Below are 20,278 nucleotides of genomic sequence, written 5' to 3'. Positions count from 1 at the left end.
GAGCAGCCCTGGGTGAACAGTGCACTTCGTGAGCCGCGACTTGCCCGCGCCCGCGACCACGCGTTCTTTCCGTGATGTACAGCCCGACGACTTGGTGTCGTGGCTGGATGAGGTCGCGAAGCTCCGGCGCCGCAACCGAGAACTCACCTCCGCCCTCGCCCTGGCCGCCACCCAAATCCAGTACGTCACTCTTGAGAACACCCGCTTCCGAGAGGCCCTCGAAGCACAGCAATCCGCCACTCGTCTCCGCTGAGGGAGCCGTCGTTCAGCCGCGAGCCAACGTCACTAGAAACTCGGTCTCGGCGTCGTCCCGACCCGCACAGAGCCTGGAAGCCGCATCCATGACAGCGACAGCGCGGCACCACGCCAGTACGTCGCAGTCGACCGTGTCGCGGATCTGGCGGGCGTTCGGCCTGCAGCCACACCGCTCGGAGACGTTCAAGCTGTCAACCGGTCCGTACTTCGTCGACAAGGTCCACGACGTGGTCGGCCTTTGTCTGGATCCGCCCGAGCGGGCGCTGGTGTTCTGCGTTGACGAGAAGTCGCAGATCCAGGCGCTGGACCGTTCGCAGCCGGTGTTGCCGATGATGCCCAGGGTTCCCCAGCGCATCACCCACGAGTACGTGCGGGCAGGCACCACCACGTTGTTCGCCGCGCTCGAGGCCGCCACCGGCAAGGTGATCGGCTCCCCCCACCGCCGACACCGGGCCGACGAGCTCAAGAAGTTCCTGGTCAAGCTCGACCGGGAGATCCCGGCGAACCTGGACGTCCATCTGGTGCTGGACAACTACGCCACCCACAAGACCCCGGCGATCAAGACGTGGCTGCTGACCCACCCGCGCTTCCACCTGCACCTCACCCCGACCGGGTCATCCTGGCTCAACCTGGTCGAGCGGTGGTTCGCCGAACTGACCAACAAACAGATACGCCGCGGCGTCCACAAGACCGTGCACGCAATGGAGAAAGACATCCGATCCTGGATCACCGCACGGAACACCGATCCCAGGCCCTATGTCTGGACGAAGACCGCGGACGAGATCCTCCAACGCCTTGCCAGCTACCTGAACAGAATTCCTGACTCAGAAGACTAAGGTCTAATGATCACGTGCCGTGAGCCAGTAACCTCCCGGGAGTCAACGTTCCTTGGCTTCAGGAGGGTGGCCTATGTCAGCGGTGCACGTGACCGTGTGGGATGACCGCGATGGGGTCGGAGGGGACCAGGATCAAGTGAGTGCGGCCGCTGCCCTCTTCGTCCACAACATTTTCGCCTGGGGCAGCGACTCCACCTACGGGTTTGCCGGGCAGCGGCCCCTCGCCGGCGGTCGGCGACTGCTGCTGATGGATCGCCGGGGTTACGGCGACAGCCCGGACACCGCTCGCAGCGACTTCGATGTCGACGCCGAGGACGTCGTGGAAATTCTCGACGACGGGACCTGCACCGCGGGGAACGGCGGTACCCATCTCGTGGGGCACGGGAACGGTGGCGTCGTCGCACTCATCGCCGCCGCACGCCGACCCGACCTCATCCGCTCCCTCGCCCTCATCCAGCCCTCCGCCTTTGCTGCCGCCGCCGACCGTCCAGTCGTCGCCGACCTCCTCGAGCGCGTGCGCGACGGTGCTCCCAATGCTCTGGACGGCGTCACACCCGAGCAGTATCTACGGGCGTCCACCGAGGGGTTGGGGATGGCCGCTCCCGATCCCACGCCGCGCCGGCTGCGTGCCGTTGCCACCGCCATGAGGGAGCGGCCCGTCTGGGAGGCGCAGATCCCGCTGGAGACGATCCGGGATGCCGCCCTGCCGGTTCTGGTCATCTGCGGGACCTGGGAGCAGGCACCGGCGGCGTACCGCGAGCACGTGGGGCTTCCCCTGATGGCCGTGGCAGAGTCCCTCACGGACTCCCTCGGGGGCCGTCTTCTGCAGGTACCCGGGTACTACCCCCACATCCAGGAGCCCGCTGCCGTCAACGCCGCCCTGCAAGAGTTCTGGGGCTAGCTTGACTCTGAGCCGTCACAGTCGGTGACGGAGCGTCTTCAGGACGGAAAACGACGGTCTGGTCGGGATGGCATACCTATGCTGCTGACATGACGATGATCAGGCAGGTCTCGCTGGGTGTGATCGATGACGTGAGAGCAGGTGAGTTCTGGCGTCAGGCCCTGGGCTATGTGCGGCGGCCTCCGCGTTTCGAAGGTGACGACTGGATCGTTGTGGAGCCTCCCACCGGTGTGCCCGGTATCCCGATCGCGATGGACGTGAGCGAGAGCCCTGCGGTGGAGTTTCCCCGTATCCACTTAGACCTCGACGCGGGAGAGCGCGCACTGGACGAGGAGGTCGCCCGGCTGGTGGCGCTCGGCGCTCAGCATGTCGACTGGCGGCACTACCCGCAGAACCCAGCGACTGCTGAACGGCCGTACGTCGTACTGGCCGACCCGGAGGGCAACCGGTTCTGCGTCGAAGGCCGGCGGGACGACTGATCAGAAGCTCACGGTCACGCTTCACGAGGGTGTGGTGCGGGTAAGGAGCCGAAAACGCAAGCGCGCTGCGCCGGCGCGATCCGCTCCACCAGCCCTTCGCCGCGCAGCTTCATCAGTCGGCGCCGCGTCTGCTCGGTCCGCACCCCGGGGACGGTCCGCAGATGCAGCTGCCCGGTCGTCGCCATCCGGTACTGCGCCGGCACCGCCAACGCCAGCCGGTCCGACGGCTCCGCACGACGGTGGGGTCATCGTGATCGACGACTCCGGGGACCGCAAGGCCGGCACGGCCACCGCCAATGTGGGCAGGCAGTGGCTGGGCCGGCTGGGCAAGACGGACAACGGCATCGTCACAATGGCCACGGTGTGGGCCGACGGCCGCGTGTACTACCCGCTCCACGCGACTCCTCAGAAGCCCTGACAGAAGCCGTTGATCATGTGACTGTCGGTCTGGTTGCTCGTTGGTGTTGTCGTGGGAAAGAGGGAGTCGCGTCCGTGGATCGTCTCGGACGAGCTGTGGTCGCTGGTCGAGCCGTTGCTGCCTCAGCCGGCTCCGAAGCTGGTGGAGGGCCGACCGCGGATCCCGGACCGGCAGGCGCTGTGCGGGATCCTGTTCGTGCCGCATACCGGCATCCAGTGGGAGTACCTGCCCCAGGAGCTGGGCTTCGGCTCCGGCATGACGTGCTGGCGGCGGCTGGCCGCATGGAATGAGGCCGGCGTGTGGGACGAGGTGCACCTGGTGCTACTGAAGAAGCTGCGGGCCGCGAAGAAGCTGGACTGGTCGCGGGCGGTGATCGACTCCTCCCACACGCCGGCCGCTCGGCGCGGCCCAAAAGCGGGCCCAGCCCGGTCGACCGCGCACGGCCGGGCAGCAAGCACCACGTCCTTACCGACGGCCAGGGCATCCCGCTCGCGGTGTCGCTGACCGGCGGGAACCGCAACGACGTCACGCAGTTGCTGCCTCTACTGGACAAGGTTCCGGCCGTGGCCGGCGTCGTCGGTCGGCCCAGACACCGGCCCGACGCGCTCCTGGCTGACCGCGGCTACGACCACGACAAGTACCGCCGCCTGCTCCGGGCCCGCGGCATCCGCCCGGTCATCGCCGAACGAGGCCAACCACACGGCTCCGGCCTGGGCGTCTTCCGCTATGTCGTCGAGAGAACTGTCGCCTGGCTGCACGGCTTCCGCCGCCTACGGATCCGCTGGGAACGACGCGACGACATCCACGAAGCCTTCCTCGGCCTCGCCACCTGCCTCATCACCCACCGGCACGTTCAGCGCCTTTGTTAGGACCTCTTAGCTTGATGCTGTCGGGGATCTTAGGGCGGGTGGGGATCCGGGTGGTCCCCGCACTACGCCGCCGCTCATGGGAAACAAGATGCCCGACAGCGTCAGGCACTGACCGTTCCCCGAACCGTAGGCATGTGGTTTTTACAGCGCTGGCCGTTGGACGCGCAGGACGTGTTGGTCGTGGCGCAGGACGTATCCGCCGTCACCGTCGCGGAGGTGCTGCTGGACGTACGCCTCGACGGCTTCCCGGGTGGGGGAGGCCCTGTCGGGGAGGCTGAGGTGGAAGTCGGCGACGGCGACGGTCTCGTTCAGGTCCCGGCTGCGGTAGCGGGCGGGCACGGTGTCCACGGTGATGCTGCCGATCAGGCCGGGTGGGAGGGCGGCCAGTTCGTCGGCCAGTTCTCTCAGGTCGAAGCGGAGTCCGGTGAAGTGGTGCACCATGCGCATGCATGTCTCGTCGGGGTTCTGCAGGAGGACGAGCAGGAGTCCGCCCGGGGCCAGCCACTGCATGATGCGGGAGACCGTCGCTGCCCATTGGACGCGCGGAACGTAGTACAGCACGTGGGACAGCAGGGCCAGATCGGCCCGGGCGTCGACCTGGGCTTGCAGGACCGGTTCAGCCACCACCTGGGCCTGCGGGCACGCCAGGGTCAAGGCGCGTCGCATCGACTCACTCGGCTCGATGCAGACGGTGCGCTCGAAGTACGGGGCGAGATGCCGCGTCGTGGTGCCGTCAGCAGCCCCCACGTCCAAAAGCACCCGCCGGGCGGGCAACTGCTCCACGATCCTTTGCAGGTAGGCGTGGGTGGTGGTCTTCTCGTCCGTCCCGGCCAAAAAGCGGCTGAGGGCTTCCCGGTAGGCGTCCTCGTCCGCCTGCAGGTCCCCCGCTTTGACGCCGTTCGGCCCGTCCACTCCCGCGCTCCCTTCGATCCGGCCTGTTCTATGCCGCCACCTGCGAGTAATCCGATGCCACAGTGACATGGCCAGTGCGCCTGCCCGGTGAGCGAAACTCTTCAGCGGACATCACATTGGGGTGCATCGGGGTGAAGAGGCACGGCACGGCGTACGCCCCTCCTGCTCCCAGTACTCCGCGTTCTCGGCATCAGCGTGCTGACCGGTCGGCCTGTCCGGTCCTCGCCCACCCGGAAGCGGGTGGGCGAGGACCGTGCGGAGCGACCGGAGGTCAGTCCCGGAACGGCCAGCCGTTGTGCGGGTGCTGTTCGGCGGCCGGGGCCGGGGGCTGGACGGGGACGTGGATCTGGGGCCTGACGGTGACCTTCGCGGGACGCCCGGCGACGACGCGGCAACGCCGCTGACTGGATCATCCGGAGCAGGAGGTGGTCGGTCCACCGGGCAATGTCCACCGTGCCGACGGCTCCGCCCCCGCGGCCAGTTCGCGAGGACAGTTGGACGGACTGTCTCGGCGCCTGCCAGGACGGGGAAGAGCGCAGGGGCGGAACACCGCCTTTCCACCAGTGCGCGGAATCGTCCCCTGCCCGCATGGTCCGGCGGGATAATCGCGGGACGCGGAGACCGTGGGCCGGCCGGAGTGGCTGTGCACCTAGGCGTCTGGAGACGGACGGCGGTCTCAGGTCCCAGGACCCCGGACTGCGTGCCTGGCCGTACTGCAGGCGGGCCGGGCAGAGGTAAGCGCTCGGTCGGGATGCCCGGCCGAGCGCGTTCCCTTGCAGGGACGTCGTGCTGCTTCTTCGGACGCCCGAAGAGGGCCTGACACAGGGTTGTGGACTGCCTCTGGAGGCCGTTAGGGCAGGTGCGGCGGTGCCGGTCGTCTTCCGGCAGCGCACCGCTGCTGCGGCAGCCGGGCTGTCCAATGATCGATTTTTCGCCTCATGGCTCGAAATGTTGTTTAACCCCGTCCCTGTGGGCACTTGTGGAGTGCAGCGTTGATCTTGACGCTCTCCTTAACTGCGGAGTGCCTACGCGCTCCCCCGAATGAGAAAGGCGCCTTCTCATGAGCGCTGTGAACCCGGTCGGCAACGCAGACCACCGCACGGGCGCCGACGGGGCCGCTCACCGGCCGCGCCGGCTGTCCACCGAGACGAAGGCCGCCTTCAAGACCACCGAGTTCTTCGCCTACGTCGCCGCGGTCGTCGCGGTGCTGATCGCCTCCATGGTCGTGGGCGACGACGAGGGCCACGCCGACTACTTCCGCGCCGACAAGGCGTGGCTGTACATCGTGATCCTCACCGTCGGCTACATGATCAGCCGCGGTCTGGCCAAGTCCGGCAGCCGCGACCCCTACGACGAGTCCCGCTGAACAAGGCGCTGACCAGCCGGTGGGGCCGGAAAGATTCATCCTGTCGGCCCCGCCGTGCGAGAAGATCAGACTGCGTCCCGTCCCGCACGGCGGTCTCGGGTCGAACGGCCGTGCGGACCCTTGTCCGCACGGAACGAGGAAAGCAGGTCGAACACGTGCAGGCCCATAAGCATGGGCGGGAATCGTGGCCGGGTGCGCGGGGCGTTTGACGTAGTAGCACGTGTGGGTGTCCCACCAGGCGCGTTGTTGATGAGGGCCCGATCCCCCAGTGGTCGGGCCCCACTCGTTTGCGGGGCGCACCGCACCGCGTGTTCCTTCGGCAGGCCGTGCGCCCATAACCTGCCCCGGCTCACCGAGCCGCCTGGCGCCGCCCGCTCCAGCCGCCAACTCGCGCGCTCACTCGTCAGCTGAAGCGCTCAGGCGCATCCGGGCTCGCAGATGGTTCGGGGAACGTCCTCTACAGGTCGAACTCGAGGTGCTCGATGTCCGTGAAGCGGACCTCTTCCAGGCTTCCGGCGCGGCGGCCGCCTTCCTGGAAGTACACCTCCTTGAGCGCTTCGGCCGCGATCTCCTGGAGCCGGGCGTCGCCGGCACCCTGCTCCTGGGCGTCGAAGAGACGGGCGGCGTAGACCGGGGGCAGGGCGACGGTCAGGTGCCGGATGCGGTCCTGGTCGGTGGAGCCGATCGGGGCGGTGTAGCCCATGCGGGCGCGGGTGTCGATGACGATGCCCCCCGTGGACGCCGCCTTCGCCCTGGCCCTGGCCCGGATCTGCGGCTGCCACCTCTTCTTCACCTCACGCTCCAAGCGCGCAGCGAGGTCGGGGCGGGGCTTTCTGATCTGGTCCTTCACGTACCGCTCGACGGTGCGCTGGGAGATGCGCAGCATCTGGGCGACCGCCTTGGTGCCGCCGAGCTGCTTGACCAGGTACCGCATCTGCGGGCCCGCGTTCTTCGGTGCCGGGCGGGTGAACGCCTTCTGCACCGCCTTCTCCAGGCCGTCCCCGATCAGGCTCATCGTGGCCTTTCTCCTACTCTCCGTTGTCGACGGCGGTGACGGTGCCGTCCTTGATGGAGCGGGCGAGGTTGAGAGCGGGGGCGTCGAACCGCTCGCGGACCTCCTCGCCCCACAGGACGGTCTGGGTGCCCTCGTGCTTGACCAGGCCGGGGTTGATGCCGAGCTTGAAGCCGCCGGGCAGCGGCTTGCCCTCCCGGTAGGGCAGGAAGTCCAGCGGGCTGGTGCCGCCCGCCGCGTAGACGACGCAGTCGGACAGGATCGCGACCGGGTACTGCCCGGTGAACGCGGCGTGCTTGACGATCTTCCTGTGGAGGTTGATGCGGGTGCGGGAGATGACCGCCGCCCGGATGTCCGGCCGCCACGTGGGGCGGGACAGCGCGCGCCATGGCTCGCCCGGCCGCCAGCCCTCCCCGCGGGGCCGCTCGCGCAGCTTGCCCAGGCCGCCCTTGACCGTCGCCTTGATCGCCGTGATGGCGATCGTCAGCTCCGGGTCGCGCTCCTGGTAGCCGTCCATCGCGGCGAGGAAGTCGGCCGGGGCGAGGTCGGCGTCGACGCCGAGGTCGGCCATCGTGGCGAGGTAGGCGTCGCGCAGCCGCTGGTACCAGCCGTCCAGGTATCGGCCGTTGTCGTACCGGACCCACGCCTCGGCCGGTGCGACGTCGTAGCCGAGCTCCGCCGCGTAGGCCACGGTGGGTGTCGCGTACCAGGCCGGACCCGTCGGGCGGTCGCCCTTCGGCGTGAACGGGGAGGGCAGCAGGCTGCCGTCCAGCTCCACCCACTCCTTGCCGACCTTCACGCGGGACAGGTCGACATGGGAGAGGTCGACCAGCCACGAGCCGGGCAGCTTCGGGTCGAACGCGGGGGCCTTGACGTGCGTCGCCTCACCGAGGCCGACGTTCAGCCCGTTCGCGCCGGCGGCGAAGGCCATGTTCACGTCGATGCCGACCAGGTGGCGCAGGGTGCACTCCGCGTCGGTCATCGGCCGCGCCCAGTCGTACGCCTCCTCGAACAGCTTCTCCGCCGGGCCGCGCGCGTGGAACCGGGGCAGGTCCTTGAGGACCGGGTGGCCGTCGGGGACCTCGCACGGCGGCCAGTTCATCGGGTCGATGGCGTCCTTGCCCAGCGAGCCGGGGTTGTGCTCGGAGTGCCGCTTACCCGTCGCGTCGGGCTCGGAGGCCCGCGTCGGCGGGTGCAGCGCGGTCATCAGCTCCAGGCCCGTCACCGCCGTGGACCCGCGCGGCGTCATCACCCGCGAGGCGTACACGCCCAGGACGCGGGCGAGCTCGGCCGGCGGGAGCTGCCCGGCCTCGCCCCAGTGCCGGGTGTCGAGCGCGTTCCAGGACGGGATGCACAGCTGCACGCAGGCCCGCTCCGAACCGGTGGCGGGGCGGTAGATCCTCGCCCACGGGCCGAAGCCCCTCTTCGTCAGCTTCCACTCCGCGCGGACCAGCTGCTTGATGACCTTGTGGCCCTCCGGAATCCGCCCGGCGAGCTGCTCCTCCTCCGTGAGCGCCGTGGGGAGGCCGTAGCGTTCCAGGGCAGCCTCGGTGAGCACGAGCAGCGGATCGGCGTCCTTGCCGGGCCCGGACAGCTTCGGCTGTCCCAGCTTCGCCTCGCGCAGCGTCCAGTCGACCAGGGCCGGGATGCTCTTGGCGGGCACGTCCAGGACCAGGCCGCCGGTGCAGTACGCCAGCACCTTCCCGTCCTCGACGTCGACGACCGCGAGCGGGCCGTTCTCGAACCGCGGGTCGGTACTGCCCGCCGGGGTGTCGGCGGGGGCCGCCTTCCGCGTGCCGGGGCGGCGGGACGTCGGCGGCCTGGTGGTGCTCGCCGGGCGGGGGGCGGCGGCCGGGGCAGCGACGGGGGCCGGGGCGGGGGTCTGGGTGTTCTCGGTTGCAGTCATGACCGCAGCCTCGGACGCCGGACCTGTGGACAGAGGACGGGCTTCCGCTGGGGCGGGTGCGCCGGCGAATGTGGCCGGCACCGCAGCGTCAGGGGCGGGCACGGTGGCGTTGGCCGGGGCGGGGTAGAGCTCCGCGAGCTTGTCCAGCAGCCGAGCGTAGGCGTCGCGCTCCGGCGGGCGGGGCTCGGTCTTGCCGGACTCCCAGCCCGACACCGTGGCCCGGCGCACCTTCAGTGCGGTCGCTACCTCGTCGATCGTCAGGCCGTGCGCGGCACGAAGCCGCTTGCGCTCCGCCGGTGGCGGCAGCGTGGCACGGGACGCGACCAGCGCGTCGACCGCGTCGAACAACTCGGACATGGAACACCTCCTGATCGGCACCCTACCTCACGGAACGTACGAAATACGTATGTTAGGCGTACGAATCGCGTACGAAGTACGTTTGAGGGGCGGAGCGGCACACGGCGCCCCTGCTGAGCAAGGACGCTGCGGCCAAGCTGAACGTGGTGATCAGTCCGACTGGAAGAGATGATGCGTCCCCGCGTTGGTCCGCCACCGGCCCTTGGTGGAGGGAAGGGCGGACACGGGCCGTACGTACGTGTCGTAGACCAGGAACGCGACGACCCGGTGCCCGAACTTGGACGGGCCCTCCTTCTGCCGCAGCCGCCAGTTCCCGCCCGGCAGAACGCCACGTACCTGCGGTTCCTCGTGCCGCTCCACCCGCAAGAACCCCGGCCGGTCCGTCGCCACCACGAGTCGGCCTTCCTCCGGGACCAGGACCAGAGCCCTGCCGTCCACGTCCCAGGACTCGGCCCTGCCTTCCCCGAACTGCCGCGAAGTGACAAGTAGCTCCCCGTCATTGACGTGACGTTCGGTCATGGGATGCGGCTTGAGCGCCTGCGGATTTCCTCATCGAAGGGTGCTGCGGAGTTCTTGAAAGGCTGGGGTTTTGAAGTAGTTGGCGAGGACCCTGGGCCGTTCCTCATAAAACGTTGGTTTCTTGACGACGAAAGGCCGGTCTAGGCTGCGACAGTCGCTGGCCACCGAGGCCGGCGCGCCAAGGAAGGCAAACATGCCGCAAGCGCGACACGCGACCAGCCCGGCGGGCAAGCCAGGGCGCCAGACGCTCAGTGCGGTGGAAGAAGCGGCCCGGATGAACGCCGTGCGCCGCTACGACATCCTCGACACCCCGCCCGACGGCGCGTTCGACCGCGTCGCGGCGATGGCCGCCCGGCTGTTCAAGGTGCCGGTGGCGAGCGTGACGATCGTGGACGAGGAACGGATCTGGTTCAAGGCCGCGCACGGTCTGGAGGGCGTCAGCGAGATCAGCCGGGAGCCGGGCCTGTGCGGCTCGGCGATCCTCGCCGACGAGACCCTGGTGATCCCAGACACTCTCACCGACCCCGTCGCCGTCGACAACGGCCTGGTCACCGGGCCGATGGGCGTCCGCTTTTACGCCGCCGCGCCGATCACCACCCGTGACGGGCACCGGCTGGGCACCGTCAACATCCTCGACACCAAGCCGCGCCTGATCACCGAGGACGACACCGACACCCTCGCGGACCTGGCCGCGATCGTGCTCGACGAGCTGGAGATGCGCCTGGCGGCCCTGAACGCCCTGCGCATCGAGCAGGAGCGGCGCATCGAGCAGGAGGAGGCCCGCGAGCGCGCGGAGCGCGACATAGCCGCCATCCAGGCGTTCGCTTCCACCCTCCAGCGCACCCTGCTGCCGCCGGCACTCCCGGTGATCCCGGGGCTGGAACTGGCCTGCCACTACGCCACAGCCTCCCCGCAGGATGTGGGCGGCGACTTCTACGACGTCTTCCCCCTCGACGACACGAGGTGGGCGTTCTTCCTCGGAGACGTGTGCGGCAAGGGCCCCGAAGCCGCCGCCGTCACCTCCCTGACCCGCTACACCCTGCGCGCCGCCGCCCTGATCGACCCCGACCCCGACAAAGTCCTCACCTCCCTGAACACGGCGCTGCTCCTCGACCCCGCTGTCGGGACCCGGTTCTGCACCGCCGTCTTCGGCACCCTGGAACCCCACGAGAGGGACGGGTTCACCGTCACGGTGGCCACCGGCGGACACCCCCCGGCCTACCACCTGCGCGGACAGGGGACGGTGGAAGCGGTGCGCCCGCAGGGTGGCATGCTCATCGGCGCCCTCGCCGAGGCGCGCTTCGCCGCCCACACCCTCCACCTCGCCCCGGGCGAAGGACTGCTCCTCTACACCGACGGACTGACCGAGGCCCGCACCCTGGGCGGAGAAATGATCGGAGAAGAGGGCCTGACCCGCTTCCTCTCCGCACGCACCGGGCCCGTCGGCGCGGCAGACGTCATAGGGGACACCGTCGACCTCATCGACGCCACACCCCACGGCGCCGGTGACGACGTCGCCCTGCTGGCCCTGTCCGTCCCCCTCGCACGCGACACAGACGGCCTCACCGCGACCGCAACCGCAACCGCCCACACCATCGCCCACGCCAGCGAGACGCTGGAGAGCCGACCGTGACCGACTTCCGCCTCACCCCGCAACACACCGACGGCGACCTCGCCCTGGCCCACATCGCCGGGGAACTCAACCTAGCCACCGCCCCCCTCTTGCGCGCCCAGGCACTGGCCCTGATCGAACAAGGCCACCGACACCTGATCCTGGATCTCTCAGCCGTCACCTTCTGCGACTCCACGGGCTTCAGCGCCCTCATCGGCATCTACCGCTGCGCCAAGACCACCGACGGCACCCTGGTCCTCGCCGCCGTCCCCGCCCGCCTTGAGCGGCTTCTGGACCTCACCGGCCTGAGCGCCCTGCTGCCCGCCCACCCCACCGCCGCCCACGCCCTCGTCGCGCACACCCCAAGCCCAGACACGGCCACCGCCTAACCCCCTGCGGTGACCGCCGGGCAAAGACGTCCACCGCAGCGCCAAGAGAGGGCACGATCAACACGTGGACAGCCTTACCAGCGCCCTCAGCTCAGGGGACGACCTCCCGGGCACCTTTCCCCTCCACCCCACCGAGATCCGCATCGGCTACGCCCGGGCCTCCACCGGCGGCCAGAAGCTCGGCCGGCAGATCGACGCCCTCACCCTCGCGGGGTGCCGACGCGTCTTCCTGGAGAAGAAGTCCGGCAAGAACGACCTGCGCCCCGAACTGAAGGCGTGCCACGCCTTCCTCCAGAGCGGAGACACCCTCGTCGTCCCCTCCCTGGACCGGTACGGCCGCAGCCTCCAGGACCCGGTGAACATGGTCGGCGAACTCCGCAAGCGGCAGATCGGCTTCACCTCCCTGCACGAGCGGCTCGACACCACCACCCCGGGCGGCCGCCTGATCTTCCACGTCTTTGCCGCCCTCGCGGAGTTCATCCGGGAGCTGATCGTGCTGGGCACCAACGAGGGCCTGGCCGCCGCCCGGGCCCGCGGCCGCGTCGGCGACCGATCCACCGTCGTCAATGTCAACCTGCCGCGCGCCGCTCGCGACATGCTGCCCAATCCGGAGAACAGCATCGGGACGATCGCGACCCCGCTCGGCGTCTCGGTAGGCACCCTCTACAACCACATCCCCGGCCTGAAGGAACTGCGGACCTCCCGCATCCCTGCTCAGCTCGAAGGAAAAGGAAGCGGGCAGATGACCTCCGCCCCGTACCGCATGAAGGGGGCCGCCCTCGTCCTGGGCGCCCGCACCGCTGGGGAGATCGGACCCTTCGGACCGTACGGCGGCAAGATCAAGGGCGACATCGACGAGCAGGACCAGGCGCACGCCGAGCCGGACGACAGTCGTACGGACCACGGACACTTCCGATGCCGGATGCCCTCTGACAAGTGATCTTGACCGCCCAGTGGTTCCGGCACGAGCTATGTCAACAGGTAGTCGTCCCGTCGGAGTCGAGGAAGCGCAGGCCGTACTGGACGTCATCGGCGAGGACCGCGGTGTCGCCCCCCGGCATGAACGAGGAGGCCGGAGTCGATGAGCCCCATGATGGCGGCCCGCTCCGGAGAGTCCCGGTCGTGAGGGAAGATGCTTCCGACGTGGTGCACGTGGAAGAGCACCGCGGCGTCGAGCTCGGTGAGGACGTCGCGCTCCGAAGGCCGGTGGGGAGTGCTCCAGGACCGGTCGTGGCCGGCGGGGTGGACCCAATCCGTCTGCTGGTCGGTGAGGAAGCCCGCCGCGCCTGTCGTCATTTGTTGGTGAGACGACGGTGATCACGTGAGCAGCTGCCAGCGCGGATCACCGTCGGCGAGCGCGGCCACGCGTGCCGCTGCTATTCGATGATTTCGGTGATGGTGCCGCGGCCGACGGTATGCGTCGCATCGCCGGCTCCGATGGGCTCCGTGACCTCGAAGGACCCTCCCACGGAGAGGGCGACGGACTTGTGAAGGGTGACCCGGGTATGGACGGTGTCACCGGGGTTGATTGTCCCGGTGCCCTCCGGGAGCTCGATCCCGCCGGGCACTTCGGCCGTCCGTACCCGGATCTGGGGCTTGTAGCCCTCGGTGACCGGCGTGGTGCGCCCGCCGGCCTCTGCCGTCAGGAAATCGATGTCGGCCTCGAAGCCGGTGTGGGAGCGGACGGAGCCGGGGGCGGCGACGACCTGGCCGCGCCCCACTTCTTCTTCATGAATGTCACGGAGGAGGAGCGCAGCTTCGTCACCAGCGCGGCACACGTCACGCCCCTTGCTGAAGGCCCCGCTGCTGGTCACGGTCGTCGCCATGGTGTCCCGCAGACCGACGATCTCGACTGCCTCGAGGCTGCGAATGGTGCCCTGCTCGACGGTCCCGGACACGACGGTCCCCCTGCCGGAGAGGGTGTACACGTCTTTGACGGCCATCAGGAACGGCAGGTCGGCCGACTGTCCGGACTCGCCATGGATCTGGGGCATGGGACTCCTCGGGTTCTCGGGCCTCGCGCTGGGACGGCAGGAGGACCGGGGCAGTCGACGGCTGGCCGCGCAGGTCCGAATGGAACGGTGTCACCCCCACCGACGACCTTGCATCCCTGTCTCCGGCCCGCGCGAAGCCATTAAGTGATCAAGATTGCAACTAGCCCTCGCCCGAATGCGTTTCGCCTGATAGCGGGATTCCACCCCTTCTGGTGACAGCAGCTCGCCAGCTGTCACCGGCCGCGTACCTGACCGACAGTCCGGGCTCCTTCTTGTCCGTACGGCAGCGATGCCGAGGGCGACGTCGACGAGCACGACCAGGCGCATGCCGAGCCGGACGACGGCCGCACGGACCACTGACACTTCCGGTGTCGGAACAACTGACATTTCCACGTCGGCCGACAATAGTTGGCCAGTCCCCTCGCGGGCATTGTCACGTTGTTGGGTACGTGACTGCCTGATGGTGCGTCGGGGCATGGTGGGCCCGCGGCCCGGGGCCCGTCTTCAGGCCGTGGTAGGCAGGTTGGCAGCGCCGGTGACCTGCTTCCGGATCGCGAAGCGGACGGTCATCTCGGCACGGTGGCCGGAGGCGGTCGTCAAGTGGCGGCAGGGCCGGAAGTGGGGCGAGATACCACTGAAGGCGGACAGGAACCGCTGCGCCCCGCCGGTACTGCGGAAGCCCTTCATCGCCTGTTCGCGCTGCCTCGTCGGCTGGTGGGAGTTCTCGGCCCGGTTGTTCATGCCTTTGTGGGAGCGGTGCTCGACCGGGGGCATCACCTCGCGGTGGGCCGCGTGGTGGGAACGAAGCTTGTGTTGGTCCGTGAAGGCTTCGGCTACCAGCATGTGTTTGGTCGGGAAGTGACGGTACAAGGTTGCAGGTCCCACCCCGGCGCGCCGCGCGACCTCCCTCATCGGCACGGTCAGGCCGTCGGCGGAGAACAGTGCTCGGGCCGCGTCGAGGATGCTTTCGCGGTTGTTCAGCGCGTCGGAGCGCAACGTATGAGGCAAACGGTCGGTCACCACTCTCACTTTATCTAAACGGACGGGAACGTCCGTTACCGTCCGAGACGTAGAAGCTCTTGCGCTTGAGCGGTCCGAGAACCTGGAGACCCCATTGAAGGCAATCTCGATCCAGACGTTCGGAAGTCCTGACGGTCTGGCCATTGTCGACTTGCCGGTACCCGCACCTGCTGCCGGGCAGGTGCTGATCGCCACCGAGGCGGTGGGCGTCGGTGGTGTCGACATCGTGATCCGAAGCGGGGCCCTGGCCGCCTACGGCTTCAAGGAGGGCCACATCCCGGGTGGCGAGGTGGCGGGCACCGTGACCGCGGTCGGTGACGGCGTCGACGCGTCGTGGATCGGCCGGCGGGTGTGGGGCTCCACCGGCACCGGCGGGGGCTACGTCGAACAGGCCGTCGCGCCGGTCGAGCAGATTCTTCCCCTGCCCAGGGACCTGTCCGCCGCTGCCTCGGTGACGCTCGGCAGTTCCGGTGCGGTGGCCCACTTCGGGCTTCGCCACGCCCATTTCGCTCCCGGGGAGACGGTTTTGGTGCGTGGCGCGGCCGGCGGTATCGGGATCATGGCAGTGCAGCTTGCGGCTCACGGTGGTGCCGCCGCAGTGGCGGTCACGACATCGTCGGCCGAGCGCGGCGAGCGGCTTCGCCGTCTCGGCGCGACCCACGTGCTGGACCGCTCCTGCGACGGAGGGGAAGAGGCTCCCGCGGGCTATGACGTCATCATCGACGTTGTGGCCGGTGAGGACATGCCGCTGTTCTTCGACAGGCTCAATCCGAACGGCCGCATGGTGGCTGTGGGCGCTGTCGCGGGTCGGCCGCCCGCAGACTTCGGCACGAAGATCATGGCGGCGTTCCAGAAGTCGATGTCCTTCGCCGCTTTCAGCGCAGCTACCGTCACCCCAGCCGACCTGAATGCCGTACGCAGCGAGCAGTTCGCCGCAGCCAGCCGGGGCGAGATCGAAGCGGTGGTGCACGAACTGCTGCCGCTGGACGAAGCTGTGCTGGCGCACCAGAAGATGGACGCGGGTGAAGTCTTCGGCAGGATCGTGCTGACACCGTAGCCCCCTGCTCTCTCCCCCCGTTACCTTTTTCGTGGCTCCGCAACGGGGCCTCCGGCCTTCGGGTCCGGCATGACTTCCCCCCTTGTTGTTCATGATCCGGGGGGTGGTGTCACCGGGTCCGGAGGCATCGACGGACCGCTGAGGGGCTTGAGCACCGGCTTCACCCGCGGCGGAAGAGCTCTCCGTAACGTGGATGTGGCAGCTCGGTGCCGAGGCAAGGCCGGACGGGACAGCACGGCCTCCACCCGGGGCACCGGCAGCACCGTCTCCCCTTCGGAGTACTGGAACTTCCAGCCCTTCTCCACGACAAGATCGAGGACCGCCTGCCAGTCCTCCGCCGAGGCATCCGGGACACGCACGTCCGGCAGCGACCCCATCACGTCCGGGTCGAAGAAGCACTTCACGTCATTCCACAGCAGATCAGCCACCCCGCCATGCTGTCCCGGCTCACCGACTCGACGCACCCCCGTTCCTCTTGACCGAAGACATAGGGGCACCCCCCGGCAGTCCCGCCCTTCATCCAGCCGGGCCCTGCCAGCGCCAGTCGTCAGCGTGCGGGCTCGTACGCCACGGACTCCATCGGACAGCTTCCGGCGACCTCGCGCAGGACCTCGAGTTCGCCGTCGTCGACGGCCAGGCTCCAGCGCAGCTTCGTGCCCACCCACTGCACGGCATATGTGCAGCGCACTGCCCCGTCCGGGGCGGGCGGCAGCCAGGTGGCCGGGTCCTGGTCGCTCTTGCTGCGGTTGGGGCGGGCCGTGACGGCCACCAGGGATGCTTTCGCGATTGAGTTCCGATCACTGGGTGGCTCGGGTGAGGTCCTTGAGCCGGATCATCGAGGCGCGTAGGTGGAGGCCGGCGAGGTAGCTGTCGGGAGACTTGTCGTACCGGGTGGCGATGCCACGCCGGGCCTTCATCTTGTTGATCAGCCGCTCGACGGTGTTCCTCTCCTCAGCACGTCAGAGGGCCATGCCTCCCGTTGCGTCGATGACCTGGCCGGTTACCCAGCGTGCGTCGTCGGAGGCGAGGAAGGCCACGATGTCGGCCATGTCTTCCGGCCGCCCGATCCGGCCGAGGGCGGCAAGAGACGCCGCTTGCGCCTCGGCATGCGGATCGCCCAGCAGGGTGGCCGCGCTGGCATCGGTGAGGACGGTTCCGGGGGCCACCGAGTTGACCGTGATGCCCCGGGGGCCCAGCTCCTTGGCGAGGGCGAGACTGAAGTTGTCCAGGGCTCCCTTGGTGGCGCCGTAGGCGATCATTCCCGGCGTGGCCAGGCGGGCCACGGAGCTGGAGATGTTGATGATCCGGCCCCCGTCGCGCAGGCGCGGCAGTCCCTGCTGCGTGACGAAGAACGGTGCACGCACGTTCACGGCGAAAACCTTGTCGAAGGCGTCCTCGGTCAACGACTCCAGGGATGCGAAATCCCCGATGCCGACGTTGTTGACGATGATGTCGAGCTTCCCGTCGGGCACGTGCTCCGTGCCCGCGGCGTCGAAGGCAGCCCAGAGGCGGGCCGCGTCGCCGCGTTCGCCCAGCCCCGCCTGGAGTGCGAAGGCCCGTCCTCCGTTCTTGCGGATGTTTTCGACGGTCTCGCTCGCCGCCGTCTCGTCGCGGGCGTAGGTGACGCCGACGGCGGCGCCGTCCTGGGCGAGCCGCTCCGCGATCGCCCGGCCGATGCCCCGGCTGCCGCCGGTGACCAGTGCGACCTTGTCCTCGAGTGCTCTTGCAGACATGGCGGAAGACCGCCTCCCGTTCATCGAATCGTCTCTTGAGTGCTACGGAGCGCCTGGACCAGCGGCTTGTGTTCGGGCCACCACCGCTGGACGGCTTCGACAGCCGTCGTCGGGCTGACGTTGAAGCAGAGCTTCGCGCCGGGTGCCAGCTCGTGGGTGGTGTTGACCAGCACCTCCAACAGCGGGGTCAGCTCCGGGTCCAGCCGGACGCCGGCGCCGATCAGCACGATGTCGTAGTCCTTGGCGGTCAACGCGGCGCGAAAGACCGCCTCGGCCGTGCGGCCGTAGTCGAGCAGGCAGACATCGACACTGAGGCCGAGCTCCTCGAGCCGAGCCCGGCCCGCGGCCATTCCGGCCCGGACCGCCTCGGCGTCGATTTCAGGGAACGCCGCCCGTGACGAGGGCGCGTCGTCCACCAGCGCTGGATCCAGTCCGACGTTGAGCATGGACGGGGACATGTCGGTGTACCTCCGGTGACCTGGGGTTTCTCGGACCTACGGTAGGCGCCTGGAGGTCGGACGGCCCTCCCACATTTCTGGGATACCGTGGCAAGGGTGAGTTCCCCGATGGTCCGGCGCGAGACCGTGCGCGACATCGAGGCGATCTGCCGTCTCGACCTCGACTCCCGAATACTGCGCCGCCGGATCGCCGACCGGCTGACACGCCTCGTCCCGGCCGACTCCTACTGCTTCAGCACGATCGACCCGATGACGCTGCTGACCGCCGACCAAGTCAGCGCCGGGCTCGTACCGGAGGCGGCCGCGGCCGCCGCGCACAACGAGTACCTGGTGGACGACGTCCTGAAGTTCGCGGCGCTGGCCCGCTCCGAGGTGTCCGCGGGCACGCTCGGTGCGGCCACCGGCGGTGATCCGGAATCCAGCCACCGCTACCGGACCGTGCTGCCGATGATCGACGCACGGCACGAGCTGCGGGCGGGCTTCGTGGTGGACGGCCGCTGCTGGGGCGTCGTCGCCCTCTTCCGCGGCGGCCGGCGGCCCGACTTCACCCCGGCCGACGTCGGCGTCCTGCGGCGGCTGTCCGCCCCGGTCGGTGCGGCCCTGCGCCGGGCCGCCCACCGGGCACCCGACGACACCGCTGCGGGCCCGTCCGAGGCCGGAGTGCTCCTGCTCGACCAGGACTTGCGGCTGTTTTCGGAGAACCTGGCCGCGAAACTCTGGCGGGACGAGCTGGGCCCGTCGCAGGCGGAACTGCCGTCCGCGATCCTGGAGGTGGCCGCACGGGGAAGAGGCGCTGAGCTGCCGGCGTACGGACGCATCCGCGGCCGCTCGGGCCGGTGGCTCTCCGTCCATGCCTCGCCGCTGAGTGGTGGCCCGCACCCGGCGGCCATCGCCGTGACGGTACATCCGGCGCCGGCCGCCGACGTGGCCGAGATACTGCTGCTCGCGTACGGGCTTACACCGCGCGAGCGGGACGTGCTGGCGCGAGTCGTCGCCGGTCTGCCGTCGCGGACCATCGCCGTGGAACTGCACATCACCGCGGCGACCGTGCAGGACCATCTGAAGAGTGTGTTCGCGAAGACCGGTGTCCGCAGCCGCAGCGAACTGGTGGCGACGGTCCTGGGCCTGTGACCGGACGAGTGATTACTGAGTTTTTCGTCAGGGACCGTATCCAGTTGTGATCAATCTGCGGGATTCGACCTCGCGGCACGGCCTGAGCCGGTGGACCTGGTGTCATGACGCAGGTGCAACTGAGCGACGCTGAATGGGAGTTCATCGAGTCCTATCTGCCGATCGGCCGGTTCGGTCCGTATCCCGAGCGGTTGCGACAGCAGTTCGAGGGGGTGATCTGGCGGTTCAGGACCGGTGGGCAGTGGCGGGAGATGCCGGCTGAGTTCGGTGCCTGACCCACCGTGCACAACCGCTTTAGGCAGTGGCGCGACGCGGGCGTCTTCCAGGCCCTGCTGGAGGGGCTGATCGCGGAGGCGGCCCGGCGGGACGAGGTGGACCTGTCCCTGGTCAGTATCGACTCCACCACCGTGCGCGCCCACCAGGACGCGGCCGGCATGCACCTGAGCCCAGACGTCCTCACCGCGCTGGAGAAGGCCGCGGCCGAGGAAAAGCCAGGCCAAAGGGAGCGACAACAACGGACGAACCGGACAGGACATCGACACCGGCCCCGGACGGCAGGAGCGGCGCCGCGTCCGGCGCCGGCACCGGCTGCGGCTGAAGGCCGCTTCGCTGGGCCGCTCCCGGAGCGGGCAGACCAGCAAGATCCACCTCACCGGCGACCGCAGGTGCCGCCCGCTGGTGCTGCTCCTGACCGCCGGGCAGGCCGCCGACAGCCCTCAGTTCCTCAAGGACCTCACCCGAGCCACCCATTGATCGGAACTCATACGGTCCCCAGCCGACAGTTCGGGCCGATCTGCGGCGCTTCGACAGCCTCCGAGATGAGCACCTCCGCGCGCGTGTTGCAGCCGTCGGCAGGGTCGGTGCCGGCATTCCAATGCCTGAAGGCGGTGCACTGGGTGCCTGATGCTGTCGGGAATCTTGGACACGACAAGGGACCTGGGCGCTACCCATCCCGTTGCCGCCCATCGGAAACAAGATCCCCGACAGCATCGGGCACTCAGCCAGAGGGGCGCCGCTTGGTGCCGCCGCCGCTGCCGTTCAGCGGGATCAGGCT

The 20,278-nt window shown here is 69.1% G+C and carries 20 protein-coding genes and 6 pseudogenes; 14 read left to right on the top strand and 12 right to left on the bottom strand.

Features of this window, described 5'->3' with window-relative positions:
* The first annotated feature begins 28 nt into the window (after positions 1 to 28).
* The 6 genes and pseudogenes from KM933_RS34980 to KM933_RS34955 all read left to right on the top strand — a co-directional run bounded on the left by KM933_RS34980 (position 29) and on the right by KM933_RS34955 (position 3,758).
* On the top strand, positions 29 to 253 hold the full coding sequence (locus tag KM933_RS34980; protein WP_221360238.1) for a hypothetical protein: 225 nt from the start codon (positions 29 to 31) through the stop codon (positions 251 to 253).
* Positions 254 to 368: 115 nt separating this feature from the next.
* Positions 369 to 1,091: pseudogene (locus KM933_RS34975) on the top strand (IS630 family transposase); the annotation flags it as partial.
* Between the two features lie 73 nt (positions 1,092 to 1,164).
* On the top strand, positions 1,165 to 1,992 hold the full coding sequence (locus tag KM933_RS34970; protein ID WP_221360237.1) for an alpha/beta fold hydrolase: 828 nt from the start codon (positions 1,165 to 1,167) through the stop codon (positions 1,990 to 1,992).
* A gap of 89 nt (positions 1,993 to 2,081) precedes the next feature.
* Positions 2,082 to 2,471 carry a VOC family protein gene (locus tag KM933_RS34965; RefSeq protein WP_221360236.1) on the top strand — a complete coding sequence of 130 codons (390 nt, stop codon included), beginning with the start codon at positions 2,082 to 2,084 and terminating at the stop codon, positions 2,469 to 2,471.
* A gap of 223 nt (positions 2,472 to 2,694) precedes the next feature.
* Positions 2,695 to 2,886, top strand: a pseudogene (locus KM933_RS40785) (transposase); the annotation flags it as partial.
* Between the two features lie 81 nt (positions 2,887 to 2,967).
* A protein-coding gene (locus KM933_RS34955; protein ID WP_430727409.1) for an IS5 family transposase occupies positions 2,968 to 3,758 on the top strand; the annotation gives its coding sequence in 2 pieces (ribosomal slippage) (positions 2,968 to 3,298 and positions 3,298 to 3,758; 792 coding nt in all).
* 141 nt (positions 3,759 to 3,899) lie between these two features.
* Here KM933_RS34955 and KM933_RS34950 read toward each other — a convergent pair.
* Positions 3,900 to 4,670 carry a class I SAM-dependent methyltransferase gene (locus KM933_RS34950; RefSeq protein ID WP_221360234.1) on the bottom strand — a complete coding sequence of 257 codons (771 nt, stop codon included), beginning with the start codon at positions 4,668 to 4,670 and terminating at the stop codon, positions 3,900 to 3,902.
* A 1,060-nt stretch (positions 4,671 to 5,730) separates the two neighbouring features.
* Between KM933_RS34950 and KM933_RS34945 the strand changes: the two genes are divergently transcribed.
* Positions 5,731 to 6,036, top strand: coding sequence for a hypothetical protein (locus KM933_RS34945; protein WP_221360233.1), 306 nt, complete (start codon positions 5,731 to 5,733; stop codon positions 6,034 to 6,036).
* A gap of 457 nt (positions 6,037 to 6,493) precedes the next feature.
* Here KM933_RS34945 and tpg read toward each other — a convergent pair whose 3' ends face one another.
* The 3 genes from tpg to KM933_RS34930 all read right to left on the bottom strand — a co-directional run bounded on the left by tpg (position 6,494) and on the right by KM933_RS34930 (position 9,830).
* The gene (gene tpg / locus KM933_RS34940) at positions 6,494 to 7,051 is read right to left on the bottom strand and encodes a telomere-protecting terminal protein Tpg (RefSeq protein WP_221360232.1); all 558 of its coding nucleotides are present in this window, start codon (positions 7,049 to 7,051) and stop codon (positions 6,494 to 6,496) included.
* Between the two features lie 13 nt (positions 7,052 to 7,064).
* Entirely contained in the window at positions 7,065 to 9,311 is a 2,247-nt protein-coding gene (gene tap / locus KM933_RS34935; RefSeq protein ID WP_221360231.1) for a telomere-associated protein Tap, read from the bottom strand.
* A gap of 150 nt (positions 9,312 to 9,461) precedes the next feature.
* Positions 9,462 to 9,830 carry a hypothetical protein gene (locus tag KM933_RS34930; RefSeq protein WP_221360230.1) on the bottom strand — a complete coding sequence of 123 codons (369 nt, stop codon included), beginning with the start codon at positions 9,828 to 9,830 and terminating at the stop codon, positions 9,462 to 9,464.
* 193 nt (positions 9,831 to 10,023) lie between these two features.
* On the opposite strand from KM933_RS34930, the gene KM933_RS34925 reads away from it, so the two are divergent.
* The 3 genes from KM933_RS34925 to KM933_RS34915 all read left to right on the top strand — a co-directional run bounded on the left by KM933_RS34925 (position 10,024) and on the right by KM933_RS34915 (position 12,771).
* Positions 10,024 to 11,463, top strand: a complete 1,440-nt coding sequence (locus tag KM933_RS34925) for a PP2C family protein-serine/threonine phosphatase (protein WP_260334628.1) — start codon at positions 10,024 to 10,026, stop codon at positions 11,461 to 11,463.
* On the top strand, positions 11,460 to 11,831 hold the full coding sequence (locus tag KM933_RS34920; RefSeq protein WP_221360229.1) for an STAS domain-containing protein: 372 nt from the start codon (positions 11,460 to 11,462) through the stop codon (positions 11,829 to 11,831). Before KM933_RS34925 ends, KM933_RS34920 begins: the two co-directional genes overlap by 4 nt.
* Before the next feature lie 64 nt (positions 11,832 to 11,895).
* Complete coding sequence (locus KM933_RS34915; protein ID WP_308013648.1) at positions 11,896 to 12,771, top strand: recombinase family protein; 876 nt, start codon at positions 11,896 to 11,898, stop codon at positions 12,769 to 12,771.
* Positions 12,772 to 12,857: 86 nt separating this feature from the next.
* On the opposite strand, the gene KM933_RS34910 is transcribed toward KM933_RS34915, so the two are convergent.
* The 3 genes from KM933_RS34910 to KM933_RS40000 all read right to left on the bottom strand — a co-directional run bounded on the left by KM933_RS34910 (position 12,858) and on the right by KM933_RS40000 (position 14,845).
* The gene (locus KM933_RS34910; RefSeq protein ID WP_221360228.1) at positions 12,858 to 13,127 is read right to left on the bottom strand and encodes a hypothetical protein; all 270 of its coding nucleotides are present in this window, start codon (positions 13,125 to 13,127) and stop codon (positions 12,858 to 12,860) included.
* Between the two features lie 80 nt (positions 13,128 to 13,207).
* The gene (locus tag KM933_RS34905; RefSeq protein ID WP_221360227.1) at positions 13,208 to 13,825 is read right to left on the bottom strand and encodes an EF-Tu C-terminal domain-related protein; all 618 of its coding nucleotides are present in this window, start codon (positions 13,823 to 13,825) and stop codon (positions 13,208 to 13,210) included.
* A gap of 504 nt (positions 13,826 to 14,329) precedes the next feature.
* Positions 14,330 to 14,845, bottom strand: coding sequence for a TetR family transcriptional regulator (locus KM933_RS40000; protein WP_308013647.1), 516 nt, complete (start codon positions 14,843 to 14,845; stop codon positions 14,330 to 14,332).
* 94 nt (positions 14,846 to 14,939) lie between these two features.
* Here KM933_RS40000 and KM933_RS34890 point away from each other — a divergent pair, with 94 nt between their 5' ends.
* Complete coding sequence (locus tag KM933_RS34890; RefSeq protein ID WP_221360226.1) at positions 14,940 to 15,902, top strand: zinc-binding dehydrogenase; 963 nt, start codon at positions 14,940 to 14,942, stop codon at positions 15,900 to 15,902.
* A 218-nt stretch (positions 15,903 to 16,120) separates the two neighbouring features.
* On the opposite strand, the pseudogene KM933_RS40430 reads toward KM933_RS34890, so the two are convergent.
* From KM933_RS40430 to KM933_RS34870, 4 genes and pseudogenes are all read right to left on the bottom strand, one after another.
* A pseudogene (locus KM933_RS40430) lies at positions 16,121 to 16,330 on the bottom strand (hypothetical protein); the annotation flags it as partial.
* Between the two features lie 119 nt (positions 16,331 to 16,449).
* On the bottom strand, positions 16,450 to 16,671 hold the full coding sequence (locus tag KM933_RS34880; RefSeq protein WP_221360225.1) for a hypothetical protein: 222 nt from the start codon (positions 16,669 to 16,671) through the stop codon (positions 16,450 to 16,452).
* A 190-nt stretch (positions 16,672 to 16,861) separates the two neighbouring features.
* Positions 16,862 to 17,635, bottom strand: a complete 774-nt coding sequence (locus KM933_RS34875; protein WP_055512680.1) for a glucose 1-dehydrogenase — start codon at positions 17,633 to 17,635, stop codon at positions 16,862 to 16,864.
* 20 nt (positions 17,636 to 17,655) lie between these two features.
* Positions 17,656 to 18,081 (bottom strand): hypothetical protein, encoded by a 426-nt coding sequence (locus KM933_RS34870; protein ID WP_221360224.1) that lies wholly within the window; start codon positions 18,079 to 18,081, stop codon positions 17,656 to 17,658.
* 108 nt (positions 18,082 to 18,189) lie between these two features.
* On the opposite strand from KM933_RS34870, the gene KM933_RS34865 reads away from it, so the two are divergent.
* The 3 genes and pseudogenes from KM933_RS34865 to KM933_RS40775 all read left to right on the top strand — a co-directional run.
* The gene (locus tag KM933_RS34865) at positions 18,190 to 19,224 is read left to right on the top strand and encodes a helix-turn-helix transcriptional regulator (protein ID WP_221360223.1); all 1,035 of its coding nucleotides are present in this window, start codon (positions 18,190 to 18,192) and stop codon (positions 19,222 to 19,224) included.
* A 104-nt stretch (positions 19,225 to 19,328) separates the two neighbouring features.
* Positions 19,329 to 19,703: pseudogene (locus tag KM933_RS40780) on the top strand (transposase); the annotation flags it as partial.
* Between the two features lie 70 nt (positions 19,704 to 19,773).
* Positions 19,774 to 19,965: pseudogene (locus KM933_RS40775) on the top strand (IS5/IS1182 family transposase); the annotation flags it as partial.
* A 31-nt stretch (positions 19,966 to 19,996) separates the two neighbouring features.
* On the opposite strand, the pseudogene KM933_RS39985 reads toward KM933_RS40775, so the two are convergent.
* Positions 19,997 to 20,110: pseudogene (locus KM933_RS39985) on the bottom strand (HNH endonuclease); the annotation flags it as partial.
* Positions 20,111 to 20,278 lie beyond the last annotated feature (168 nt).

The sequence above is a fragment of the Streptomyces beigongshangae genome (assembly GCF_019710745.1).
Taxonomy (GTDB): domain Bacteria; phylum Actinomycetota; class Actinomycetes; order Streptomycetales; family Streptomycetaceae; genus Streptomyces; species Streptomyces beigongshangae.
The sequence above is the reverse complement of the archived record's forward strand: the minus strand, read 5'-3'. Positions and strand labels throughout refer to the sequence as shown.